At 73.5% G+C, this 22,972-nt stretch carries 21 protein-coding genes; 14 read left to right on the forward strand and 7 right to left on the reverse strand.

The features are described from left to right. Positions 1-26: 26 nt before the first annotated feature. From PVK37_RS25020 to PVK37_RS25040, 5 genes are all read right to left on the reverse strand, one after another. A complete protein-coding gene (locus PVK37_RS25020; RefSeq protein ID WP_275030257.1) occupies positions 27-884 on the reverse strand; it encodes a DUF4132 domain-containing protein in 858 nt (285 codons plus the stop codon). 247 nt (positions 885-1,131) lie between these two features. Continuing rightward, positions 1,132-3,330 (reverse strand): peptidase domain-containing ABC transporter, encoded by a 2,199-nt coding sequence (locus tag PVK37_RS25025; protein WP_275030258.1) that lies wholly within the window; start codon positions 3,328-3,330, stop codon positions 1,132-1,134. After that, on the reverse strand, positions 3,288-4,280 hold the full coding sequence (locus PVK37_RS25030; RefSeq protein ID WP_275030259.1) for a TIGR04500 family putative peptide maturation system protein: 993 nt from the start codon (positions 4,278-4,280) through the stop codon (positions 3,288-3,290). Before PVK37_RS25030 ends, PVK37_RS25025 begins: the two co-directional genes overlap by 43 nt. Next, positions 4,277-5,272, reverse strand: a complete 996-nt coding sequence (locus tag PVK37_RS25035) for an ATP-grasp domain-containing protein (protein WP_275030260.1) — start codon at positions 5,270-5,272, stop codon at positions 4,277-4,279. The genes PVK37_RS25030 and PVK37_RS25035 overlap by 4 nt, the downstream gene beginning before the upstream one ends. A gap of 67 nt (positions 5,273-5,339) precedes the next feature. Then, positions 5,340-5,510, reverse strand: coding sequence for a putative ATP-grasp target RiPP (locus PVK37_RS25040; protein WP_275030261.1), 171 nt, complete (start codon positions 5,508-5,510; stop codon positions 5,340-5,342). Between the two features lie 133 nt (positions 5,511-5,643). On the opposite strand from PVK37_RS25040, the gene PVK37_RS25045 reads away from it, so the two are divergent. Next, positions 5,644-7,320 carry a helix-turn-helix domain-containing protein gene (locus PVK37_RS25045; protein ID WP_275030262.1) on the forward strand — a complete coding sequence of 559 codons (1,677 nt, stop codon included), beginning with the start codon at positions 5,644-5,646 and terminating at the stop codon, positions 7,318-7,320. On the opposite strand, the gene PVK37_RS25050 is transcribed toward PVK37_RS25045, so the two are convergent. Further along, positions 7,305-7,946, reverse strand: coding sequence for an N-acetylmuramoyl-L-alanine amidase (locus tag PVK37_RS25050; protein ID WP_275030263.1), 642 nt, complete (start codon positions 7,944-7,946; stop codon positions 7,305-7,307). The genes PVK37_RS25045 and PVK37_RS25050 overlap by 16 nt on opposite strands. A gap of 195 nt (positions 7,947-8,141) precedes the next feature. On the opposite strand from PVK37_RS25050, the gene PVK37_RS25055 reads away from it, so the two are divergent. The 5 genes from PVK37_RS25055 to PVK37_RS25075 all read left to right on the forward strand — a co-directional run bounded on the left by PVK37_RS25055 (position 8,142) and on the right by PVK37_RS25075 (position 12,958). Then, entirely contained in the window at positions 8,142-8,411 is a 270-nt protein-coding gene (locus tag PVK37_RS25055) for a metal-sensitive transcriptional regulator (protein ID WP_275030264.1), read from the forward strand. Between the two features lie 174 nt (positions 8,412-8,585). Further along, entirely contained in the window at positions 8,586-9,986 is a 1,401-nt protein-coding gene (locus PVK37_RS25060) for an MBL fold metallo-hydrolase (protein ID WP_275030265.1), read from the forward strand. 150 nt (positions 9,987-10,136) lie between these two features. Continuing rightward, positions 10,137-10,739, forward strand: a complete 603-nt coding sequence (locus tag PVK37_RS25065; protein WP_423790838.1) for a rhodanese-like domain-containing protein — start codon at positions 10,137-10,139, stop codon at positions 10,737-10,739. Continuing rightward, positions 10,736-11,623 (forward strand): sulfite exporter TauE/SafE family protein, encoded by an 888-nt coding sequence (locus PVK37_RS25070; protein WP_275030266.1) that lies wholly within the window; start codon positions 10,736-10,738, stop codon positions 11,621-11,623. Before PVK37_RS25065 ends, PVK37_RS25070 begins: the two co-directional genes overlap by 4 nt. 135 nt (positions 11,624-11,758) lie before the next feature. Continuing rightward, positions 11,759-12,958, forward strand: coding sequence for an NAD(P)/FAD-dependent oxidoreductase (locus PVK37_RS25075; protein WP_275030267.1), 1,200 nt, complete (start codon positions 11,759-11,761; stop codon positions 12,956-12,958). 170 nt (positions 12,959-13,128) lie between these two features. Here PVK37_RS25075 and PVK37_RS25080 read toward each other — a convergent pair whose 3' ends face one another. Beyond that, positions 13,129-13,557, reverse strand: coding sequence for a cold-shock protein (locus PVK37_RS25080; protein ID WP_275030268.1), 429 nt, complete (start codon positions 13,555-13,557; stop codon positions 13,129-13,131). 675 nt (positions 13,558-14,232) lie between these two features. Between PVK37_RS25080 and PVK37_RS25085 the strand changes: the two genes are divergently transcribed. The 8 genes from PVK37_RS25085 to PVK37_RS25120 all read left to right on the forward strand — a co-directional run bounded on the left by PVK37_RS25085 (position 14,233) and on the right by PVK37_RS25120 (position 22,889). Continuing rightward, positions 14,233-15,213, forward strand: a complete 981-nt coding sequence (locus tag PVK37_RS25085) for a class I SAM-dependent methyltransferase (protein ID WP_275030269.1) — start codon at positions 14,233-14,235, stop codon at positions 15,211-15,213. Position 15,214: 1 nt separating this feature from the next. Next, the gene (locus PVK37_RS25090; protein ID WP_275030270.1) at positions 15,215-16,636 is read left to right on the forward strand and encodes an iron-containing redox enzyme family protein; all 1,422 of its coding nucleotides are present in this window, start codon (positions 15,215-15,217) and stop codon (positions 16,634-16,636) included. Further along, on the forward strand, positions 16,624-17,001 hold the full coding sequence (locus PVK37_RS25095; protein ID WP_275030271.1) for a Rieske 2Fe-2S domain-containing protein: 378 nt from the start codon (positions 16,624-16,626) through the stop codon (positions 16,999-17,001). Before PVK37_RS25090 ends, PVK37_RS25095 begins: the two co-directional genes overlap by 13 nt. Beyond that, positions 16,998-18,317, forward strand: coding sequence for an ATP-grasp domain-containing protein (locus PVK37_RS25100; RefSeq protein ID WP_275030272.1), 1,320 nt, complete (start codon positions 16,998-17,000; stop codon positions 18,315-18,317). The genes PVK37_RS25095 and PVK37_RS25100 overlap by 4 nt, the downstream gene beginning before the upstream one ends. After that, complete coding sequence (locus tag PVK37_RS25105; RefSeq protein ID WP_275030273.1) at positions 18,314-18,931, forward strand: LysE family translocator; 618 nt, start codon at positions 18,314-18,316, stop codon at positions 18,929-18,931. Before PVK37_RS25100 ends, PVK37_RS25105 begins: the two co-directional genes overlap by 4 nt. Positions 18,932-19,089: 158 nt before the next feature. Then, complete coding sequence (locus tag PVK37_RS25110) at positions 19,090-20,568, forward strand: MFS transporter (RefSeq protein ID WP_275030274.1); 1,479 nt, start codon at positions 19,090-19,092, stop codon at positions 20,566-20,568. Positions 20,569-20,609: 41 nt separating this feature from the next. Beyond that, positions 20,610-21,578, forward strand: coding sequence for an alpha/beta hydrolase (locus PVK37_RS25115; RefSeq protein ID WP_275030275.1), 969 nt, complete (start codon positions 20,610-20,612; stop codon positions 21,576-21,578). An 81-nt stretch (positions 21,579-21,659) separates the two neighbouring features. After that, positions 21,660-22,889 carry a trypsin-like serine peptidase gene (locus PVK37_RS25120; RefSeq protein WP_275030276.1) on the forward strand — a complete coding sequence of 410 codons (1,230 nt, stop codon included), beginning with the start codon at positions 21,660-21,662 and terminating at the stop codon, positions 22,887-22,889. The last annotated feature ends 83 nt before the right edge of the window (positions 22,890-22,972 follow it).

Consider the following 22,972-nt stretch of genomic DNA (forward strand, 5'->3'; position numbering starts at 1 on the left):
CCCGGTCGTTCGGGTGTCCGTCCCGGTCATGCCGCCCGCTCCGTTCCGGTCGCGGCGCCGGTCAGGGCCGTCGCCATCCGCATCCCCTCCGACCAGGCCACCGGCCCGACCTCGACCAACCGCAGGGTCGGACCGTCCACCACCGACCAGGTGAGACCGCCGAGGGTCGCCTCGGAGTCCCAGTAGTCCTCGTCGAACCGCAGGGCGGCCTCGACCGTCCGGCCGGCCTCCCAGACCCGGCACCTGACCTGCGCGCCGGAGACCTGGAAGCCGAACGTGGCGGCCCGGACGGCCAGTCGGTTGGGGACCCGGGTGCCCCGGAAGTCGGTGACCGTGGTGTCCCGGTCGGGCAGGTCGGCGGGCCGGTCCCAGGTCCCCCGGTGCAGTTGCGCGACCCGCTGGGTGATGTCCAGTTCGTCGGCGAACTCACGCAGGTCGGCCAGGGCGGGCAGCCGCGCCGGATGGGGCAGCCGGGCGTTGGCGGGCGTGAGCCGGACGGTCTCCCCGTCGAGGTCGACCACCCGCAGGTCGCCGGCGTCGGTGACGTCCCGGAGGAAGCCCGGCGCGGCGGGGTCGTCGCCGAGCACGACGAGGTCACGCAGCGCGTCCCGCCAGGCCGGGTCCGGCCAGACCCGGGCCAGCAGCGCGGTCGGCACCGGCAGCGAGGACACCACCCAGGCGTCGACCCGGGCCTGGCACTCGGCGGCGTGCCGGTCCAGCCACTGGGCGAGCTGCCGCAGCCGGTCCACCTCGGGATCGTCCCGGAGCGCCTTCGGCAGGGTCTTGAGTGGACGGCCGGTGGCGCGTGGGCCGGCCGACCGGGCTGCCACCTTTCCGTCCACGAGGGAGATCTCGTACGAGTCTCCCACCGCTAGCCAGCCCATCAGCCAACACCCTCCGCAGTGACGAATTCACCAGATTCCACACGAAACCCGTCATGATCGACGACTGGAGGGAGGCTAACAGTAGCGACCGACACGATCGGTCCGCCCGGTCGCTCCGGGCGGGACCCGCCTTGCCAGGACGCCCCGGTTGGCCGGAGGAGAGGACCGATCGCCGCAGCGCTGTACGCCGCCACCACCGGCTGATCCGGTGGTGCCCACCGGCCCCGGTGGGCACCCGTCCGACGGATCAGGGGCGGGCGGGCGGGCCCGGTCGGACCGGGCCGGCGGACACGCCGGCCAGCCGGGCGAACGGGCCACCGGCGGCCAGCAGGACGTCGGGCGGCCCGTACTCCACCGGCCGGCCGCCGTCGAGCACCAGCACCAGGTCGGCGTCGGCGACCGTCGACAACCGGTGCGCGATGACCACCCGGGTCACCGGCAGCGTCCGCAGGCCCGCCTCGACCGCCGCCTCGGTCACCGTGTCCAGCGCGCTGGTCGCCTCGTCCAGGATGAGCAGCACCGGTTCGGCCAGCAGCGCCCGGGCCAGCGCGACCCGCTGGCGTTGCCCGCCGGACAGGCCCGCCCCGCCGTCGCCGATCCTGGTCTGCAGTCCCATCGGCAGGGCCGCCACGTCGTCGTCCAGCGCGGCCAGCCGGATCGCCCGGGCGATGGCGGCGTCCGAGGCGTCCGGCCGGGACAGGGTCAGCGCCTCGCGCAGGGTGCCCGCGCCGACGTAGGGCTCCTGCAGGACCACCCCGATCTGCCGGCGTACCGAGGACAGGTCCAGCGTGGCCAGGTCGAGCCCGTCGAGGTGGATCCGGCCCTCGGTCGGCGGGTACAGCCCGGTCAGCAGCCCGACCAGGGTGCTCTTGCCGCTGCCGGAGCCACCGACCACCGCGACCTTCGCGCCCGGCCGGATCACGGCGGTCACCCCGCGCAGCGCCCAGGGCGACCGCCGGTCGTACCGGAAGCCCACCCCGGTCAGGGTGACCAGCCCGGTCAGCGGGGGCGCCGGCCGGCCGGGGGTGGGCTGTTCGACCGGGGCGTCCGCGATGTCGGCCAGCCGGTCCACGGTGGGTGCCAGCAGGGTGAACGACGGCAGCCGCTGCGCCAGCGCCACCGCCGGGGTGATCGCGGCGACGGCGAGCGCGGCCAGGCCGGCCGCCCGGCCCGGTGAGTCGGCGTGCCGGGCCGCCACCAGCAGCATCAGCACCGGGCTGGCCATCGACCAGGCGGCGAGGAACGCGTCGGAGGCCGCCGACAGCCGGGCCAGCCGGTACGCCGCCTCGACCCCCCGCTCGAACGACTCCTGCCAGCGCCGCAGCACCCGCTGCTGGGCTCCGGCCACCCGGATCGCCGCCATGCCCTGCACCGCGTCGGCCAGCCGGGCCGCCTCCTCACCGGAGGCGAGCAGTTCCTCCCGGTGCAGCGCGCCGGATCGGCGGCCCACCCACAGCGCCGTACCGGCCTGCACGGCGATGACAGCGGCGGCCACCAGGCCCAGCACCGGGGCCAGCACGGTCACCACGGTCAGGTAGCCGACCACCAGCAGGGCGTCGAGCGCGGTCGCCACCAGCGACGACGCCAGCAGGTCGCGGACGCCGCCCACCGCCCGGACCCGGTCGACCAGGTCACCGGCCGACCGCCGGTGGAAGTACCGGTAGACCACCTCGAACAGCCGGCGCACGGTGTCGGTGCCGAGCCGGGTGCCGATCCGGCGTTGCAGGGCGGTCACGGTCAGCCCGCGCGCCAGCGACAGCGCCCCGGTGACCACGGCCAGCGCGGCCACGGCGACCAACCACGACGTCGACGGGGGTGCCGTGGCGTCGATGATGGCGGCGGTGGCCCACGGTACGGCCAGGCCGGTCACGGTGAGCAGCGCCGAGGCCGCCGTCAGCAGGGTGAGCAGCCCGGTGTGCCGGCGCAGCACCGGCACCAGCAGGTCCCGTACCGGTGCCGGGCCCGGCACGGCCGGCGGGGCGGGACCGGCGGGTTCGGCCAGCAGCACCACCCCGGTCGTGCCGGCCGCGAACTGCGCGGGTGACAGCCGCCGCCGGCCGACGGCCGGGTCGACGACGTCGATGCCGCGCCGGTGGGCCCGTTCCACCACCACGTAGTGGTCGCCGTTCCAGTGCGCCACCAGGGGCATCGCCAGTTCCCGCAGCCGGGTGGCGTCCTGCCGCAGCGCCGGCAGCGCGATCGCCCGGCAGCGCAGCCCGTGCTCCTGCGCCGCGTCCCGCAGCTCACGCAGGCTCAGGCCGTCCCGGCCGACGTCGAGCCGGGCCCGCAGCTGCGACACGGGCACCGCCCGGCCGGACGCGGCGAGCAGCATGGCGAGCGCGCTGGGCCCGCAGTCGGTGGCGGCGACCTGTAGCACCACCGGCACCCGCCGCCGGCGGCGGATCACCGGACCCGGGTCGTCCGGTCCCGGGGCAGCCAGAACCACTCGACGTCGGTGCCGGCCCGCCGCTGCGCCAGCCACTCGTCGAACATGGCCCGTTCGGCCAGCGGACGGGTGCGGGCGTCCAGTTCGGCCGGTTCCCGGTCCACCACCACGGCCGTCACCGGGGTACCGGCGACCGTCGTCAACACCGGCCGGTCGGTGTCGCGGAGTTCGGGTGCCGCCACGGCGGCGACGGTCCGCAGCACCCCGGCCGCCCGGCCGGCGCGGACCGCCGCGGCCACCGCCGCCAGCGCCGCCTCCCGGCCGGTGGGCAGCGTTCCCTCGGCGGCCCAGGCGACCACCAGGGTGTCGAACGAGGACCGGTGCGCGGCGAACCAGGCCGGCAGCCGGTCACCCACCACCTGCTCCCGCAGCCGGCCGACCGCCACCGTGTGGGCGACCAGGTCGGCGAAGTCCTCGGCGGACAGTCCCCGCTCGGCCAGCCACCGGGCCGTCGACGCCGGGTCGAACAGGCCCTTGGCCCGGCGGTACGCGTCGGCGGCCGACTGGAGTTCGGCGTCGGTGAGGTCGACCGGGTGCTGTTCCAGGTCGGCGGCGATCAGACCGGTGTCGACCAGTCGGGCGAGCACGTCGTGGTCGTACCAGAGGAAGTCGAGCGCGGTCAGCGCCTCCCCCACCCGCAGCGTCCGGGTGCCGACCCGGGCGAGGTGGTGGTCGGAGTGCCGGACGGCCCCGCGCAGCGGCCACGGCAGCGCGGGCGCCGGGCTGTACGCCACGGAGACCGTGCCGGCGGGCTCACGCAGCAGCAGGTCGAAGGAGACCGACCCGTCGCTGGTCTCCTCGTCCCGCACGATCGCGGGTTCGGCCTGCGGCCAGCGTTCCCGCAGCGACGCGAGCCGCTGCCGGGCCTCGTCCGGTCCGGCGCGTCCGGTGGTCAGTTCCCGTACCAGGGTGAGGGCCGCGTCGAGCAGGGCCGGGTCCAGGGTGGTCATGGGGTGGCTCCGGTGGTGGGGGCGGCCCCGGTGAGCAGGTCGACCACGGCGGCCGTGATGGGCAGCCCGGTCTCCTCCTCGACCCACAGGTACTGGCCGCTGGGGTTGATCTCGATGTAGACGTACCGGTCGTCGGGGGTGACGATCAGGTCCAGGGCGCTGTAGCGCAGCCCGAGCGCGCGGGTCAGCGCCACGCACCGGGCGGCGACGTCGGCGGGCAGGTCGTACCGGCTCAACGGGGTGTTCCGGTCGTCCTGCCGCCGCCAGTCGTAGCGGGCGTGGTTGGAGCGCTGCGAGTCGATGGCCGCGGTGAACACCCGGTCGCCGACGACGGTGACCCGCAGCTCGACCCGCTTGGGTACCCGGGCCTGCGCGATGAACGGGCAGTGCCGTACCCCGTCGACGTGGACGATGTCGCGGTGGGCGACCGGTTCGGTGTAGCGCATCAGCTCGTCGCCGAGGTCGGACAGCCCGACCTGTTTGGTGATCAGGTGGCCGCCGGTGTGGGCGAACAGGTCGAGCACGGCGGCGGGGTCGTTGCCGGCCACGGTCGCCGGCACGTCGAACCCGAGGCGCAGGGCGAGCTGGAGCTGGCGGACCTTCTGCTGGGCCCGCAGCACCACCGGTCGGGCGGCGGGCAGGGTCGGCACGTCCAGGGTCTCCCAGACGTCGCCGACGAACTGCCGGCTCTCCTCGACCACGAAACCGGCGTGCGGGTCGGCGAGGTGGGCGGGGGCGACCGGGACGCCGGGGCGGCGGAACCAGACGGCGGTGACCGCGTCGAGGTCGACGACCCGGGGGGCGGCGGTGTCCGGGCCGGCGTGCCGGATCAGGGTGCGGGTCAGTCGTCCGTCCCGGAGGGCCACCGACAGGGATGCGCGGGACGGCACGTCGGCCGGGTCGAAGCGGACCCAGGCGGCCCCGCGCCGGCCCAGTTCCTTCTCGGCGGCGTCGGCGTGCACGTCGTCGGGGGCGGTCAGGATGAGGATCATGTGCGCTCCGGGCGGTCACCGCCGACGGCCGGCCGGTTCGGGCCGGCCGGCCGTCGGCGGCAGTGGATCAGAAGTCGGTGTCGGTGTCCGGTCGTCCCCCGCCGGGAATGTCGTCGATGGTCTTCGACGAGCCGGCGCCGGGACGCGGCAGGCCGCCGAGCATCCGGGCGAGCTGCTCGTCGGCCAGTTCGATCCCGTCGGCGGGAATGGTGTCGATCTGTACGGTCCTGCGCTTCATGGTGCTACCTCGATCCGCTTCGCCAACGCCGGCCGCTCGGTGGGCCGGCCGGGTGGAAGCAGTGTGTGCCGGCCGGGGCCGGGCGGGCACCAGGGAATTCCCCAGGCTTGGACCCCGGTTCTACGCTCGGCCGGTGTCCCACGAGATAGCGGCCGAGCGCCTGCTGGTCGCCGCCGACCGCGCCGACCCGGAGCGGGCCGCGCGCCTGGTCTTCCAGGCGTTCGTCGCGCTGTCCCGCACCGCCGACAGCCACCAGATGCTGCCGCTGCTGGCCCGCGTGCGGGCGGCCCGCGAGGCGGACCGGTCGGCCCGGACCGAGCTGATCTACCGGACCCTGGCGGGGACCGCGGCCACCCGGGCCCGGCTCGCCGAGGGGCCGGCACACCTCGACACCGCGGTACGGCTCTTCGACGCGAACGCCTTCGGTGACGATCCGGTGCTGGTCGAGTGCGCGTTGACCGCGGTGATGACCCTGATGCGTCCGGACGAGGCGCGGCGGTTCGCCCCGCTGGTCGCGGCTCTCGATCTCGCGCCGGCGGACCGGGCCCGGCTGCTGGCGTTGATCGGCGTCGGCGACGCGTGGGCCGGCAACCTGGTCCGGGGGCAGGCGGAACTACGGGAGGCGGCGCGGCTCGCCGCGCTCTCCGGCACCCTCGACGTGCAGGCCGAGGCGACGTCCTGGTTAGCCAAGTGCGACGCGCTGCGCGGTGACCTGGACCAGGCCGCCGTCCACCTCGACCGGGCCCGTGCGCTGGCCGCCCGGGTCGGGTCGGCCTGGGTGGCCCGGCACCTGCCCGAGTGCACGGCCGCGTTGGCGTTCGCCCGGGGTGACCGGGAGACCTGGGCCGGCCTGCTCGAACTGGTGGTGGCCACGGACACCGGCGTGACCGCCGGGCTGCAGTACGAGCACCGCTGGGAGCTGGCCACCCATCATGCCCTGACCGGCCGTCCGGAAGTGGCCGCCGATCTGCTCGCCGGGGTCGACGATCCGCCCGCCTCGTGGCCGGGCGGGTCGGTGCTGCCGGCGTGGCGGTCCTGGATCCTCGACCCGGACGCGCCGACGACGGTGGCGACGCTGACGGCCGCGCTCACCGCGCTGACCCGGCCCGCCGAGCAGCTACTGGCCGCCCGGATCGCCTGGTTGCTCGGCGTGCACCACGGGCGGGCCGGCCGGCGGGGCAACGCGGCCCGGTTGTTGGAGCAGGCGTGCGCGGGGTACGCCCGCACCGGGGCCGGCGGCATGCTCGCCCTGGTGGTGCGCGACCTGCGGCTACTCGCCGGCCCGCCGGCCACCACCGGCACCGCCGACCCGCCGAGCACCGCTACCACCGCCGGCCCGCCAGGCACCGCTGCCATCGCCGGCCCGCCCGGCACCGCCGGCCCGCAGGCTGCCACCACCCCCGCCGCCGGTCCGCCGGCCACCGCCCCCACCGCCGGCGTGCACCGCACCGCGCCGGTCGCCGGGCCGGCAGCCGGTGGGACGGGCCCGGTCGGCCGGTCGGCGACCGTCGACGCGAGGCCCGGGTTCGCGGGCCCGACCGGCCGACCGGTGCTGACCGGGGCCGAGGCGCGGGTCGCCGCCACGATCGCCGACGGGCTCAGCAACCGGGAGGCGGCCCAGCGGCTGTTCGTCTCGGTCAAGACGATCGAGTTCCACCTCGGCAACATCTTCCGCAAACTCGGGGTACGGAACCGCACCGAACTGGCCGCCCGACGGGTCGCCGCCGGCTGGAGCGGGTCCGACGGGTCGTCGGGGCCGCCGTCGGCGACGTCCCCGACGACGGTCGGGACCGGTCACAGACCGAGGTAGCTGGCGATGCCGTTGGCGTGGCCACGGGCGGTGGCGGTGATGAAGGACGCCTGCTTGAGCAGGTTCGCGTTGGAGACCGTGTCGATGAAGAGGTTCTCGGTCAGCACCGCGGGCATGGCGGTGGCGCGCAGCACGTGGAAGTTGGCGGTCTTCGTGCCGCGGTCGGTGACCGAGGCGACGGAGCGCATGCCCGCCAGGACCCGGGAGTGGATCGCGTTGTGCAGGGCGACGGTGTTGCTGCTGGTGCTGGTGTACCGGTAGCTCTCGAAGCCGGTGCCGCCGCCGGAGTTGATGTGGATGCTGACGAAGATCGTCGCGCCCCAGGCGTTGGCGTCGTCGGTGCGGTACGTGAGGCTGCGGGTGATGTCGCTGGTCCGGGACATCCGTACGTCGACGTTCCAGTTGGCCCGCAGGATGTCCCGGGTCTGCAACGCGATGCTGAGGGTGAGGTTCTTCTCGGAGAGGCCGTTGCCGACCGCACCGGGGTCGGTGCCCCCGTGCCCGGGGTCGAGGTAGATCTTGGGGACCGCCGCGTGCGCGGTGCCGGCCGCCGCCCAGGGGGCCACGACGAGGCCGGCGGCGGCGGCCAGCAGGGTGCGGCGACGCGCCGGGGAGTTACCGATCATGAGTGTTTCTCCAGGTGAGGCGGGGTGCCGAGGCGGCCACGCGCGGCCGCCCGTACCCGAGCGGGCCGGCATCACGCACTTTAATACATGTCGATATTTAAATGAAGGAGGACGCATTCCACCACCACCCCTCCCACCTGCGCCGCAGGCATACCCCCCGGGGTATGTGCTACGGTGGCGACGGAGGTGGACGAGATGAGGATGCGTCCGGAGATGACCGGCGAGGCGTTGACCCGGCTGAAGCGAGCGCGTGGGCAGCTCAACGCGGTCATCGAGATGATGGAGAACGGCCAGGACTGCCGGGAGGCGCTGATCCAGCTCGCCGCGGTGTCGAAGGCGATCGACCGGGCCGGCTTCAAGATCATCGCTTCCGGCATGCGGCACTGCTCCGGGGCCCGCGACCGCGGCGAGCAGCCGGAGATGACCGAGGAGGAGCTGGAGAAGTTGTTCCTGGCCCTGGCGTGACCCGCCGGGATTGACCGCCCCGACGCCCCGGTGGCGTTGCCGCCGGGGCGCGGTCCGGGCATGGTGGCGTGTTCGCCGCCGGGGCGGGTAAGCGCGTGTTCGAGTTCGGCCAAGGGTGACAACTGCCCTCCGCATACCCCCGGGGGTATGCGGAGGCACGAAAGGAGCAAACGGATGACAGTGCAGGTATCGGTCATCACCACCTCGTCCCTGGGTGACCGCAGCTACCTGGCGACGGACGGCCGGGTGGCCGTGGTGGTGGACCCGCAGCGGGACATCGACCGCGTCATGTACCTCGCGGGCGCCCAGGGCGTACGGATCACCCACGTGGTGGAGACCCACATCCACAACGACTACGTCTCCGGCGGCCTGCAACTGGCCCGGCTCACCGGCGCCGCGTACCTGGTCTCCGGCCACGACCAGGTGGGATTCGACCGCACGCCGGTCGCCGACGGTGACACGGTGACCGTCTCCGACCTGCTGCGGCTGCGGGTGGTCGGCACCCCCGGCCACACCTTCCACCACCTGTCGTACGTCCTCGACCGGGCCACCGGCGGCGACTGGACCCCGGTCGGCGTGTTCACCGGCGGGTCGCTGCTGTTCGGCACCACCGGCCGGACCGACCTGCTCGGCCAGCAGCACGCCCACACCCTCGCCCGGCACCAGCACGACTCGGCCCGCAAGCTCGCCGACCTGCTTCCCGACGGCGCCGAGGTCTGGCCCACCCACGGCTTCGGCAGCTTCTGCTCCGCCAGTCAGGCCGACGCCCCCGCGTCGACCATCGGCCGCGAGCGGCAGACCAACCCGGTGCTCCGGCTGGCCGCCGACCGGTTCGTCGACGAGATCCTCGCCGGGCTGGACGCCTACCCCGCCTACTACGCCCACATGGGCGTCGCCAACACCGACGGCCCCGCCCCGGTCGACCTCAGCCCGGTGACGCCCGCCGACCCCGCCGCGCTGCGGGACCGGATCGCCGCCGGCGAGTGGGTGGTCGACCTGCGGGACCGCACGGCGTACGCCACCTCGCACCTCGCCGGCACGGTCAGCCTCGGCCTGGACGGCCCCATGTCCACCTGGCTCGGCTGGCTGATCGACTGGGGAGTCCCGATCACCCTGCTGGCCGAGACCCCGGAACAGGTGGCCGACGCCCAGCGGGAACTGACCCGCATCGGTATCGACCGGCCGGCCGCCCAGGCCACCGGTACCCCGCAGCGGTGGGCCGTCGACCGGTCCGCGCTACGGGACCTGACCGTCGCCGACTTCCCGGCCCTCGCCGCCGCGCAGGCCGGGGGCACCCCGGCCGGTCTGCCGGAGCCGCAGGTCGTCCTCGACGTCCGGATGACCAACGAGTGGACCGCCGGCCACATCGACGGCGCGACCCACATCCCCCTGCCCGACCTGCCGAAACGGCTGGACCAGGTGCCCGTCGGGACGGTCTGGGTGCACTGTGGCTCCGGTTACCGGGCCAGTGCCGCGGCGTCCCTGCTGGCCAACGCCGGACGCGACGTCGTCCTGATCGACGACCGGTTCGACCGGGCCGGACCGGCCGGTGTCCGGATGGCCGCCACCGCCTGACCGGTCCACCCCACGCGTTCACCCCCAGGCCCGCCCCGAGGCCGGTGCCGCCGCACGGGCCCGCACCCGCCCGCCCCGGGGCCCGCGCCGCCCCACGCGCCCGCCGGCAGCGCCCCGCCCGTACCGCACCCATCTGACGGAAGGAACCCGATGACCATGACCCCCACCGGCCCACGGACGCTGGACGCCGCGACGCTGCGCGAGCTGATCGACTCCGGCCGCGCCCCCCGCCTGCTCGACGTCCGTACCCCCGCCGAGTTCGAGACCGCGCACATCCCCGGCTCCTACAACGTGCCGCTCGACCTGCTCCGGGAACACCGGGCGGAGCTACGCGACCACCTCGACGAGCAGGTCGTGCTGATCTGCCGCTCCGGGGCCCGCGCCAGCCAGGCCGAGCAGTCCCTCGCCGACGTCGGACTGCCCCGCCTGAAGGTCCTCACCGGTGGCATCCTGGCCTGGCAGGCCGCCCACGCCCCGGTCGTCGAGGGCCGACGCCGGTGGGATCTCGAACGCCAGGTCCGGTTGGTGGCCGGGTCGATCGTGCTGGCCAGCGTCCTCGGCTCGGTGTTCGTCCCCGGGCTGGTGTGGGTGGCCGGCCTGATCGGCGCGGGGCTCACCGTCGCCGCGCTGACCGACACCTGCGCGCTGGGCATGCTGCTCGGCCGGCTGCCCTACAACCGTGGCGCGAGCTGCGACCTGGACACCGTCGTCGGCCAACTCCGGGTGGGGCCGGTCCCCGGATCGCGGGCATGACCGGCGGTCTCGCGCTGACCGCCGGGCTGGCCCTGCTCATCGGGGTCAGCCTCGGCCTGCTCGGCGGTGGTGGCTCGATCCTCGCCGTACCGCTGCTGGTCTACGTCGCCGACCTGCCGGTGCGGGAGGCCATCGCCACCTCGCTGCTCGTCGTCGGGGTCACCAGCGCGGTCGGTGTGCTGCCGCACGCACGGGCCGGCCACATCCGCTGGCGTACCGGGCTGCTCTTCGGCGTGGCCGGCATGGCCGGCGCGTACGCCGGGGGCCGGCTGGCCGTCTTCGTGCCGGCCGGCCTGCTGCTCACCGGATTCGCGCTGATGATGCTGGCCACCGCCGCCGCGATGATCCGGGGTCGGCGCGGGAACCCGGGCCGGCCGGTGCCGCCCGAGCTGCCGGTGTTCCGGGTGGTCCTCGACGGTGTCGTGGTCGGCCTGGTCACCGGGCTGGTCGGGGCCGGCGGTGGTTTCCTGGTGGTGCCCGCCCTGGCCCTGCTCGGTGGCCTGTCGATGCCGGTCGCGGTGGGCACCTCGCTGGTCGTGATCGCGATGAAGTCCCTCGCCGGCCTGGCCGGATACCTCTCCGACGTCAGCGTGAACTGGACCCTGGCGGCCGTGGTGGCCGCCGCCGCCGTGGTCGGCAGCCTGCTCGGGGGTCGGCTCACCGGCCGGATCCCCGAGGATCTGCTCCGCCGGGCGTTCGGCTGGTTCGTCGTGCTGATGGGCGGCTTCGTGCTCGTCCAGCAGCTGCCCGAGGCGGCGCGGGTCCGTCCGCTGGGGTGGGTCGCGCTCGGGCTGGTCCTCGCGGTGGCGGCCGGCGGAACCGTCCGGCACCGCCGCCGGGGCCGGCACACCACCGGCCGGACCGTCCCGGCCGCCCACCGCTGACGACGGGCGCGGTCGCCGCCGGTGGGCGGCGCCGGCGCGGGACGGGGATACCTGCGGTGACCTGCGTCACGCGCTGTCACAGGTAGCCGGTCACCGGTGTCCTGGAGGCAGAAGCGCACGAACGGAGGAGACACCATGGCTGACAGGACCCACGTGGTCGTCATCGGCGGCGGGTACGCCGGCGTCATGGCGGCCAACCGCCTGACCCGGCGTGACGACGTGGCCGTGACGTTGGTCAACCCGCGCCGGACCTTCGTCGAGCGGATCCGGCTGCACCAGTTGGTGGGCGGCTCCGACGACGCGGTGGTCGACTTCCGGGAGGTCCTGGCCGACAGCGTCCGGCTGACGGTCGACCAGGTGACCCGGATCGACACCGCCGGGCGTCGCCTGACGTTGGCGTCGGGCGGCACGGTCGGCTACGACTACCTGATCTACGCGGTGGGCAGTGGCAGCGCCACACCGGAGGTACCCGGGGTGGCGGAGTACGCCCACCCGGTCACCAGCCTGGAGGAGGCGCAGCGGCTGCGGGAGGTCGTCGCCGCCGCACCCCCGACCACCCCGGTGGCGGTGGTCGGGGCCGGCCCGAGCGGCATCGAGACCGCCGCCGAGCTGGCCGAGGCCGGGCGGACGGTGACCCTGGTCTGCGGCGGGACGCTCGGCCCGTACCTGCACCCCCGGGCCCGACGCTCGGTCGCCCGGCGGCTGGCCGCGCTCGGGGTGACCGTCGTCGACGGTCCGGACACGACGGTGACCGCCGTGACGGCGGATGCGGTACACCTCCGGGACGGCCGCGAGGTGCCGGCCACGGTGACCGTCTGGACCGCCGGTTTCGGGGTGCCGGACCTGGCCGCGCGCAGCGGACTGAGCACCGACACCCTGGGGCGTCTCCGTACGGACGAGACGCTGACCAGCGTGGACGACGTCCGCGTCGTCGCGGCGGGAGACTCCGCCGCGCCGTCCGACCTGCCGTTCCGGATGAGCTGCCAGGCCGCGATGCAGATGGGTCCGCAGGCGGCCGAGACGGTGCTCAGCCGGATCGCGGGCGGGCAGCCGGCTCCGGTCGACGTGGGGTTCGCCGGCCAGTGCCTCAGCCTGGGGCGGCGCGCCGGGCTGATGCAGCTGGCCCGGCGGAACGACACGGTGACCGTGCTCCACCTCGGCGGCCGCACCGGCGCGCGGCTGAAGGAGTTCGTGGTCCGGAACATCGTCGCGCAACTGGCGTACGAGGCGCGCAGGCCCGGTAGGCGCAACCGGTGGATCCGGGACGGCAGGCGCCGGGCGGCGCTGCGGTCCCGGCAGGGTGCGGCCCCGGTGACCGTGGACCGGGTCGCCTGACCTGGTCAGTGGCGCGACGACGGGCGGTGACCGGCGGTGACCGGCCTCACCCGGGCCGTCGGCCCCGGTGCGCTCCGGGTTGAACACCGCCACCCGCCGCCGCAGCGCGGATCACGGTTCCTCGGCTCCCACCTGCCGGGTGACCCCGGCAGGTGGGAGCCGGCGCGATGTCAGGCCTCCACCCAGCCGTGCGTGCGGGCCCGCTCGGTCAACGCCTGCCGGATCGTGGCGATCTGGGCTCCGCTGAGCGTGGGCACCCGTTCGATCAGCAGCTCGGTCACCTCGGTCTTGAACTCGCGCGGGGAGAGCACGTCGCAGAGGCCGTCGTCGTCGCCGGACACCGCCCGGGTGTGCGCCCGCTCCCCCGCCGGGCGCTCCGCCCGGGTCGTCGGCGTGTCGAGGATCTGCACGCTGGCGGCCTTCAGACCGCGCTCGCCCTCCTCGACCTCGTACTCCACCCGCATGCCCGGATGGACCTCGTGCCGACGGTCCCCGAAGTCGTTCGCGTGGACGAACACGTCCTCGCCTCCGCTGGACGACGCGATGAACCCGTAACCACGCACGTCGTCGAAGCGAATGATCTTACCTACCAGCGCCACGGCAACCACCTGCCCCCAACACCCAAGCCTCATCACTCGATCCGGCGACACCCACCGGACCCGGACCATTGGACCACGTGCCATCGTCCGGGGGCTGACCAGCAGGCCCGGCCAGCTCACCAGTGATCAACACAACACGGTGAGTAGGGGCAGCTCAGCCCGCACGTGACATAGATCACAACGAATGGCTATTGCGGAGATCGGATCCACCGCTCCAGCGTCGGGCCACGGGGCGCCCACACCGCTCGAAAGCGGGCAACCCTCCCGTTCCCGTTCATGCACATCCCATTTCCATCAAACAATTCGCCGGCAGAAATGTCGCCAAGGGGCGTGCGGCCACACCGTCCGGGCAATCGGGTCAACCCGGATGAGCGGGTCAGTAGCCACCCGACCGGAGTCACTCTCCGTCATTCGATCCGTGCGCCCGGTTGATTGATATTGAATTTCGCGTATATCCTTGCCGGGGCGTCCCCCCAATTTATCCGCCACCATGGAATGCCCTCGACCTCATTCGTGCTCGCACGAAGTCACGGAGTCCACATGGGTGCAGTAGACAGCGTCCGCAGATCCGCCCAACGCGTCGATCGCGATTTCAGACGGGCCGACCGGGAGCACGAACCCCGTTCGTTCCAGAGTCGACTTCTCGTCTCGTCTTTGCAGGCCCAATGCGACGAAATGGCCAGGCTGGCCGCCGCCACCAGCAGAATGCTGGCCCAACTGGCCGCCGATCCGGCCAGTGAAGCAATTCCGGACGAGGCCCGGAACCTGATTCCGCGCTGGCACTTCGCCATGCTCAACGACCATGAGCGAAACGACGCCCTGGCCGTGGCCCTGGAACGGCAGATCGTGTCGGGCAGTCGGGTGCTCGACATCGGCTCCGGAACCGGGTTGCTCGCCATGATGGCGATCCGCGCCGGTGCCGCCCACGTGACCAGTTGCGAGACCAACCCGGTGATGGCGGAGATCGCCCGCGAGATCGTCGCCGACCACGGCATGTCGGACGTGATCACCATCGTTCCCAAACGCTCGACCGATCTGGTGGTCGGACGCGACCTGCCGGAACCGGTCGACTTCCTCGTCTCCGAGATCGTGGACTGCGGGCTCATCGGCGAGGGAATCCTGCCGACGATCTCCCACGCCCGGGAGCAACTCCTCGCCCCCGGAGGTCAGATGCTGCCCCGGTCGGCCCGGCTGCTGGGTTGCCTGGTCGAGAGCCCGGTGGTGATGAGCCTGAACCAGACCGGGACCGCGGCCGGCTTCGACGTCCGGCAGCTCAACACCGTCGCCACCCGGGGCCACTTCCCGGTCCGGCTGAACACCTGGCCACACCGGATCGTTTCGGACGTGGTGGAGCTGGCCAGCTTCGACCTGGCCCACGGCACGCTGGCCGACGGCAGCTCCGACGTACGTCTGACCACCACCGAACGGGGCACGGCGCACGCCCTGGTCGCCTGGTTCGAGATGGACCTCGGTGCCGGCGTGGTCATCCGCAACTCACCGGACAACCTGCGCTCCCACTGGATGCAGGCGCTCGTGCCGATCGGCGACCCGCTCGCGGTGTCCGCCGGTGACCGCGTCGCACTCACCCTGACCTGGCACGGCACCCGCCTCGGTGCCACCACCCACCACCCCGCCGACCCGGCCCCGGAGGACTGACGTGTCGTTCACCCCTGCCCCGTACACCCCGTTCGAGCTGTCGCCGGACGAGCTGACGGCAGCCGTGCTGCGGTACGCGAGCAACCCGCTCTACCTCGACAACGACGACTGGGAGAACGCCGACAACCCGTACCGGCGGCAGTTGCGGCCCCAGGTCGTGCCGCACCTGGACTTCAGTCGCGTCCTGCCCCGGGAGGAGCTGCTGAGCTACCAGGGGCTCGCCACCCAGCGCATCCTGACCACCATCTACGAGGCCGACCTCGTGTTCCTGCCGCAGGCCGGCCTGGCGGAGAAGTGGGAGGACTTCCGACGGTTCTACAACCCGACCAACCGGGTGCTCGGCGAGATCATCCGTCCCGCGCTGGAGCGGCAGGTCTTCGGGTTCCTCGACGACGAGGTCGAGGTGGCCGGGGCCTGGACCCGGGACAGCCTGGTGGAGTTCCTCCGCAACATCGACAACCGGGACCGGCAGACGCCGTCGCTGGCCGAGGCCGCGATCGAGAAGTCGGTGGACCCGCAGCGGGCGGCACGCATGTGGTTGATCCAGTTCGCCCCGGACTTCCTGTCCGAGGCGTCACCCATGATCCGCAACGTGCTCGGCAACTACGGCCCCGTCCAGTCCGAATGGTTCAAGATCATAGTCGACGAGTACGGTTACGGCGTGCACTCGACCAAGCACAGCACGCTGTTCGAGAACACGCTGCGCTCCGTCGGGCTGGAGACGGACCTGCACCACTACTGGCAGTACTACCTCAACAGCAGCCTCCTGATGAACAACTACTTCCACTACCTGGGGAAGAACCACGAGCTGCTCTTCCGGTACCTGGGCGCGCTCTACTACACCGAGACGACCCTGGTGGACTTCTGCGAACGCGCCGCCGGCCTGTTGACCCGCGTCTTCGGTGACAGCGTCGACGTGCGGTACTTCACCGAGCACGTGCACATCGACACCCACCACGGCCGGATGGCGTTGGAGAAGCTCATCCTGCCACTGGTGGACACCTACGGGGAGACCGTGATCCCCGAGATCGTGCGCGGCTTCGAGGAGTTCCAGGTGGTCGCGGACATCGCCGACCGGGACTTCGCGGCCCAGATCGAGTGGATGGACGACCGCCCCCGCTACCTGGCGCTGCACGACCCGGTCTGGGAGGCCATCCAGAGCGGCAGGGTCACCGCACCGGTCGCCCACCTGGTCGAGCCGCGCGGCGAACTGTCCAACACCCACTGCCACGACGGCGACGAGCTGTGCCACATCGTCTCCGGCACGATGCGGTTCGAGAGCGGCTTCGACTCCACCCAGATCCTGCGGGCCGGGGAGGGCACCGTCATCCGCCGCAACCGGCTGCACGGTGCCAACATCGAGTCCGCCGAGTGCGTCTACGAGATCCACTCCATCGGGGACCACCAGGCATGCCTGTCCTGACGTTCGCCGCCGAGGGGGCCGGCAACTGCGTCGTGGTACGCGACTCGGCATACGTGTTCGCGCGGACCGCGAAGGGATCGTTCGTCCTGCCGGCCGGTTGTCCGCACCGGGGCGGCCCACTGCACCTGGCCACCTTCGACGGCGGCACCCGTCTGATCTGCCCCTGGCACGAACGGGCCACCTCGGTGACCCGGGCCGTCCGGACCGGAATCCCGGCCGTCCGACGCGGCCGGGTGGTCACCGCGGTGTTCCCCGGCCCGGCGGACCTGCCGCACACCGTCGAGTACCGCCCGGTGTCCCCGTGCCTGACGGCCGGCCGCTCCGGCACGGACCGACCGCGTACCGACCGACGGGAGCCCCGGTGAGCAGCGACCAGCCCGACGCGCGCCCGACGTACCTCTATCCGGCCGGCCCGGCGGTGATCGTCGACCCGTACTCGTCGGGCGCGCTGTACGCGCCGGCCCTCACCGCCGCCGGTGTGCCGGTGGTCGCGGTGCTCAGCGCCCCGCAGCCGCCGGAGGTCTACGCCGCGTCGTACCGGCCGCACGACTTCGCCGAGACCGTCGTCGTCACCGGCGACACCGGACCGGCCGTGACCCGGCTCCGCGAGTTGCGCCCCCGGTGCGTCCTGCCCGGCACCGAGTCCGGCGTGGAGGTGGCGGACGCCATCGCCCCGCTCGTGGTACCGGAACGGGCCAACGTGCCCGGCCTCGCCGCGGCCCGACGCCACAAGGGCGAGATGGCCGCGGCGGTGCGACGGGCCGGCCTGCCGGTGCCCGCCCAGCTCTGCACCGCCGACCCGGACGAGGTCGCCCGATGGCTCGTCGCCTCCGGGCTCACCGGCCGGGACCTGGTCATCAAGCCGCCCAAGAGCGCCGGCACCGACGGTGTCACCCGGGTCCGGGCCGGCGGCGACTGGCGCGCGGCGTTCTTCGGGCTGCTCGGTACGCGCAACCAGCTCGGTATCCCCAACGACCGCGTCCTGGTGCAGGAGTACGTCAGCGGCGACGAGTACGTCGTCGACACGTTCAGCCACGACGGCAGGCACACCGTGGCCGACGTGTGCCGCTACCGCAAGATCGACAACGGTGGGCACATGGCCGTCTACGAGAGCATGGACTGGTTGCCCCCGGACGCCCCGGAGGTGACCGAGGTGGTGGCGTACGCCCGTGCCGTCCTCGACGCCGTCGGCCTCCGGTTCGGTGCCGCGCACACCGAGATCATGCGTACCCCGGACGGGTGCCGGCTCATCGAGGTCGCGGCCCGACCGCACGGCGGCGGGCACCCCCGCTTCTGCCGGGTCGCCACCGGGGACAGCCAGCTCGACCGGGCGGTCCGTCACCTCACCGGCGGCACCGTCCCGACCGGCTACACGCTGCGCCGCCACGTGCGGGTGGTGTTCCTGATCAGCCGGGCCGCCGGGACGGTCACCAACGCCGAGATCCTCGACGGTGTCCACACCGTACCGAGCCTGCTGCACGCGTCGATCGGCGTACGCACCGGCGACCGGATCGAGGTCACCACGGACCTCTTCGGCAGCCTGGACCTCGGTTTCGCGGTCCTCGCCCACGAGGACCCGGCCGTCGTCGAGGCCGACCACCGGCGGATCCGGCAGCTGGAGGGCGGGCTGCGGGTCCGCCCGGCCGACGACGACCGGCGGACCGGGGTGGCCCGTCGATGATCGTCAGCGGCGCGTTCCTGCTCAGTTCGCTGCTGGTCATCGCCAGCCCCGGGCCGGACTCGGCGCTCGTCGTGCACCGGGTGGTACGCGCCGGTCGGCGGGCACCGGCCTACCTGACCATGGCCGGCATCCTGACCGCCGGCACCCTGCACGCCACCCTCGCCGTCGTCGGCGTTGCCGAGTTGCTCGACCGGCATCCCGAGCAGCTCACCGCGCTGCGCTGGGCCGGCGCGCTCGGCCTGTTCGGCTGGGGCGCGGTGATCCTGGTGGCCTCGGTACGGACCCGGGCGGCCGCGCCGACGACCGCGCCGGCCCGGCCGAGGCTGCACCCGTACTGGCAGGGGGTGCTCTGCACCGGCACCAACCCCAAGGTCGGCGTCTTCCTGCTCGCCTTCCTGCCGCAGTTCGTGCCCGCCGGGGTCCCGCCCGACCGGGCCATGACGGTGCTGGCCGCCGTCTACCTCAGCCTGGCTGCGGTGTGGTTGGTGACCCTGACGGAGACCACCCACCGGCTGCGCCGGCGCGTCGACCGGCCGGGTCTCCTCCGCGCGGTCGAACTGGTGACCGGGGTGCTGTTCATGGGCTTCGCCGTCCGGATGGCCCTGGTGAGCTGACCCGCTCCGCCCCTCCGTCCCCACCGGTCCGGTGTCGCCGGCTGCCGGTACCCGTCACGAGGAACCTCCGGGAGAAGACCACATGGCGCAGGCAACCGTCCCCCGTCCCACCGGCGGGCTGCGCGCCGTGCCCACCCGGCAGACGGAGCGGTGACGAGGTGGGCGAGCGGACGGTACGGGCCGGGACGACCGGCCGGCGCGCGGCCACGCCGGTCGGTGAACCGGAGCAGGGCCCGTCGCCCGGCCGGGGCGGGCTGCTCGCCGTCCTGCTGGCCGGGCAGTTCATGGCGAACATGGACGGTGCGATCAGCAACGTGGCGGCCCCCGCCATCCGCGCCGATCTGGGGGCCGGTGACGCGCAGCTGGCCATGGTCATCGCCGGTTACGTGCTGGCGTACGGCACGCTGCTGATCACCGGGGCGCGACTCGGGGAGGCCCGGGGCCACCGTCGGGTCTACCTGCTGGGGTTGGGCGTCTTCACGGCGGCGTCGCTGGCCTGCGGGCTCGCGGGCCACCCGCTGGTGCTGGTCGGCGCACGGGTGGCGCAGGGGGTCGGTGCGGCCCTGCTGGTACCGCAGATCCTCACCGGGATAATGATCAGCTTCACCGGCACCGCCCGGGTACGGGCGTTGGGGGCGTACGCCGTGGTGCTGGCCGCCGGCTCGGTCGCCGGTCAGGTGCTCGGCGGGCTGATCGTCTCCGCCGACCTGTTCGGCCTGTCCTGGCGGCCCGCGTTCCTGGTCAACGTGCCGATCGGGGTGGTGCTGATGGTGGCGGGTGCCCGGCTGCTGCCGCCGCGCCGGCCGGGGCCACGGCACCGGCTGGACGTCACCGGCATGGTGCTGCTGGGCACCTCGATGGTCCTGCTGGTGCTACCGCTGGTGAGCGGGCGCGAGCAGGGCTGGCCGGCGTGGACGTGGCTGAGCCTCGCCGCCAGCGTGCCGGTGTTCTGGTTCTTCCTCGCCGGCCAGCGCGCGGGTGCCGCGCGGGGTGCTCAGCCGCTGCTCAACCTGGGCGTGCTGGGTGTTCCCGCGGTCGCCTGGGGGCTGGTCGCGATAGCGGTGGGCCAGACCACGTACGCCGCGGTGCTGTTCACCCTGCCGCTGCACCTGCAGGAGGGCCTCGGTCACGACGCCTGGTACGCCGGGTTGGCCTTCGCGCCGTGGGCCGCCGCGTTCGGGGTGGGCGGGGTGCACTGGCGTCGTCTCCCGGCGTCGGTCCGACACCTGGCCGCCCCGCTGGGCTACGGCCTGCTCGCGGCGGCCTACCTGGTGCTCGGCGCCGCCACGCTCACCGGGCTGACCGGCGGGCCGGTGCTGCCCGTCGTCCTCGCCACCGCCGGTCTCGGCCTGGGGGTGGGTTTCTGTTCGCTGATCGCGTCGTTCGGCGGTACGGTGCCCAGCCGGTACGCCGCCGACGTCAGTGGCCTGGTCAGCACGGTGCTGCAACTGTTCGCGGTGGTCGGGGTGACCGGCTTCGGCAGCGTGTACCTGGGGCTGACCGCCACGACCGGCCCGGCACCGAGCATCCGGGCGTACGCCCTGCTGTGCCTGCTCTTCGCGACCACCACCGTGGTGGCGACCCTCGCCGCCCGGCGCGCCACCGCTGTGCCACCCCCACCAGACGAGCGTCCCTGACCACGACCCACCGGAGGTGCCCGCCCGTGTACGCCCAGGGGATGACCGAGTTCATCGAGATGTTCACCAGCAGGGTGCCCGACGACATGTTCACCCTGCCCATCGAGGAGCAGCGGCGGCTGTACCGGTCACTGCCCGACGTCTTCGTCTACCCGCGCCCGCCGGGGCTGCGGGTCCGCGACGCCGTGGTGCCCGGCCCCGACGGGGACGTGCCGGTGCGGATCTACCTGCCCGACAGGCCGGTGGCCGCGGGGGTGCTCTGCTATGCCCGGGGGGACGGCTTCTGCCTGGGCGACCTGGAGACCCACGACACGGTGGCGGCGGAGCTGGCGGACCGGACCGGCCACCCGGTGGTCTCCGTCGACGTCCGTTCCGCCCCCGAGCACCCGTTCCCGGCCGCCGTGCACGACGTGCGGGCGGTCGTCGAGGCGCTTGCCGACCGGCCGGAGCGGTTCGGTGTCGAGCCGGGGCCGATCGGGCTGGTGGGCGACAGCTCCGGCGGCAACCTGATGGTCGCCAACTGCCTGCTGGCCCGGGACCGGGGCGGCCCGCGGATCGCCTGTCACGGTCTGGTCAGTCCGGTCCTCGACTTCGCCCGTTGGCAGGATGACGGGCCGGACGCGCCGATCCTCAGTTCCGGTGAGATGCGCTTCTACGCCTCCTGCTACGCACGGGACCCGCAGGATCTGCTGGACCCGCTGGTCTCCCCGCTGCGTACGGCCCGGTTCGACGGGTTGCCACCGGCGACGATCCTCGCCACCCAACTGGACTCGCTGCGCCAGGACTCGGTGGACTACGCCCAGCGCCTGATCGAGGCCGGGGTACGGGTGGAACTGCGGGTGGAACCGGGGTTGGTGCACGCGCCGCTGCGGGCCCGGAGCATGTGTCCCGCCGCAGCCCGGGCGTGGACGGACTTCTGCGCCTCGGTGGGCCGGCTGTTGCGCCAGGCCGGATCGGCCGCCGCCCACCCGCCCCTGGTCACGCAGGCCACCGACAGCCCGACGCAATAGATCGATACATTTGCATGTCTTGGCCTATTCGGGTATGAAGGCGGGAAGCACGCCTCGGTGCTGGTCCTGGGAGGAGCGACGATGAGACACACCCTGCGCCGCCTGCGAACGGCGGCAGTCGCGCTCGGCGCCTGCACGCTCGGGCTGAGCCTGCTGTCGGTACCCGCCGCCGAGGCGGCCCCGGCCCCACCGGCCGCGCCGCACTCCGAGCGGGCACCCGAGTCGGAGCAGTTCTCGGCGGAGGGCGTCACCACCGTCGGGGAGCTGCGCACCGTCGACGCCGCGCTCTCCTCCGCCCGCAGCGGCCGCACCCAGATCATCCGGCACCCCGGCGCGTCGTACGTGAAGGTGCACTTCAGCGCCCTGCGACTGGCCGACGGCGACCATGTCACCGTGTCCAGCCCGGACGGCCGGGAGAGCCACCGGTACGACCGCCACCTGAACCGGGCGACCGGCTCGGACTACACCACCGACGGGCGGCCGGGCTTCTGGGCCATGTCGGTGGAGGGCGACACCGCGGTGGTGACCCTGCACAGCAGCGGCACCCGGCGGGGCAGCACCGCGACCATCGACCGGTTCTGGCGCGGCTACGACCGCGCCGAGATCGGCACCCACAACCTCTCCACGCAGTCGGTGTGCAGCACCGACGCCCGCCGCGACGTGGCCTGCTACCAGAGCAGCCACCCCACCGAGTACGCCCGCGGCCAGGCGGTGGCCCGGCTGCTGATCAGCGGCGGCGGGATGTGCACCACCTGGCGGGTCGGCAACACCAACCGGATGCTCACCAACAAGCACTGCTTCTCGACGCAGGCCGCCGTCAGCGGCAGCGAGATGCAGTTCAACTACCAGTGCGCCACCTGCGGCGGCGCCAACCCCGGTGCCGGCACCAAGGTCAGCGGCGCCACCCTCTACAAGGTCAGCAGCGGCGGGTCCGGCGAACTGGACTATGCCCTGTTCTCGGTGAACAACTTCACCAGCATCCAGGGCTTCGGCACGCTGTACCTGGCGACCACCGCCACCACCACCGGCACCCGGATGTACATCCCCGGGCACGGCGACGGCAGCCCCAAGCGGCTGTCGATCTACGAGGACACCCAGAACGGCGCGACGTGCACCGTCAAGAACGCCAACTACAACACCTGGAACATCAGCTACAGCTGTGACACCTCGGGCGGCAACTCCGGCTCGCCGGTGCTGAACGGCAGCCACCGGGTCATCGCCCTGCACCACCTCGGCGGCTGCCCGTCCAACCAGGGCGCCAAGGCCCACCTGATCTACAACGAGATCGCCAGCCTGATCGACAACGGCTGACCGCGGCGACCGGCAGAACGGGCCGTCGGGGCGCGACACGTGCCCCGGCGGCCCGTCCGCACGTGCACGGCCCGGTGGGACCG

Origin of the sequence: Micromonospora cathayae, from assembly GCF_028993575.1 — a bacterium.
In the GTDB taxonomy this organism is placed as follows: Bacteria; Actinomycetota; Actinomycetes; order Mycobacteriales; family Micromonosporaceae; genus Micromonospora; species Micromonospora cathayae.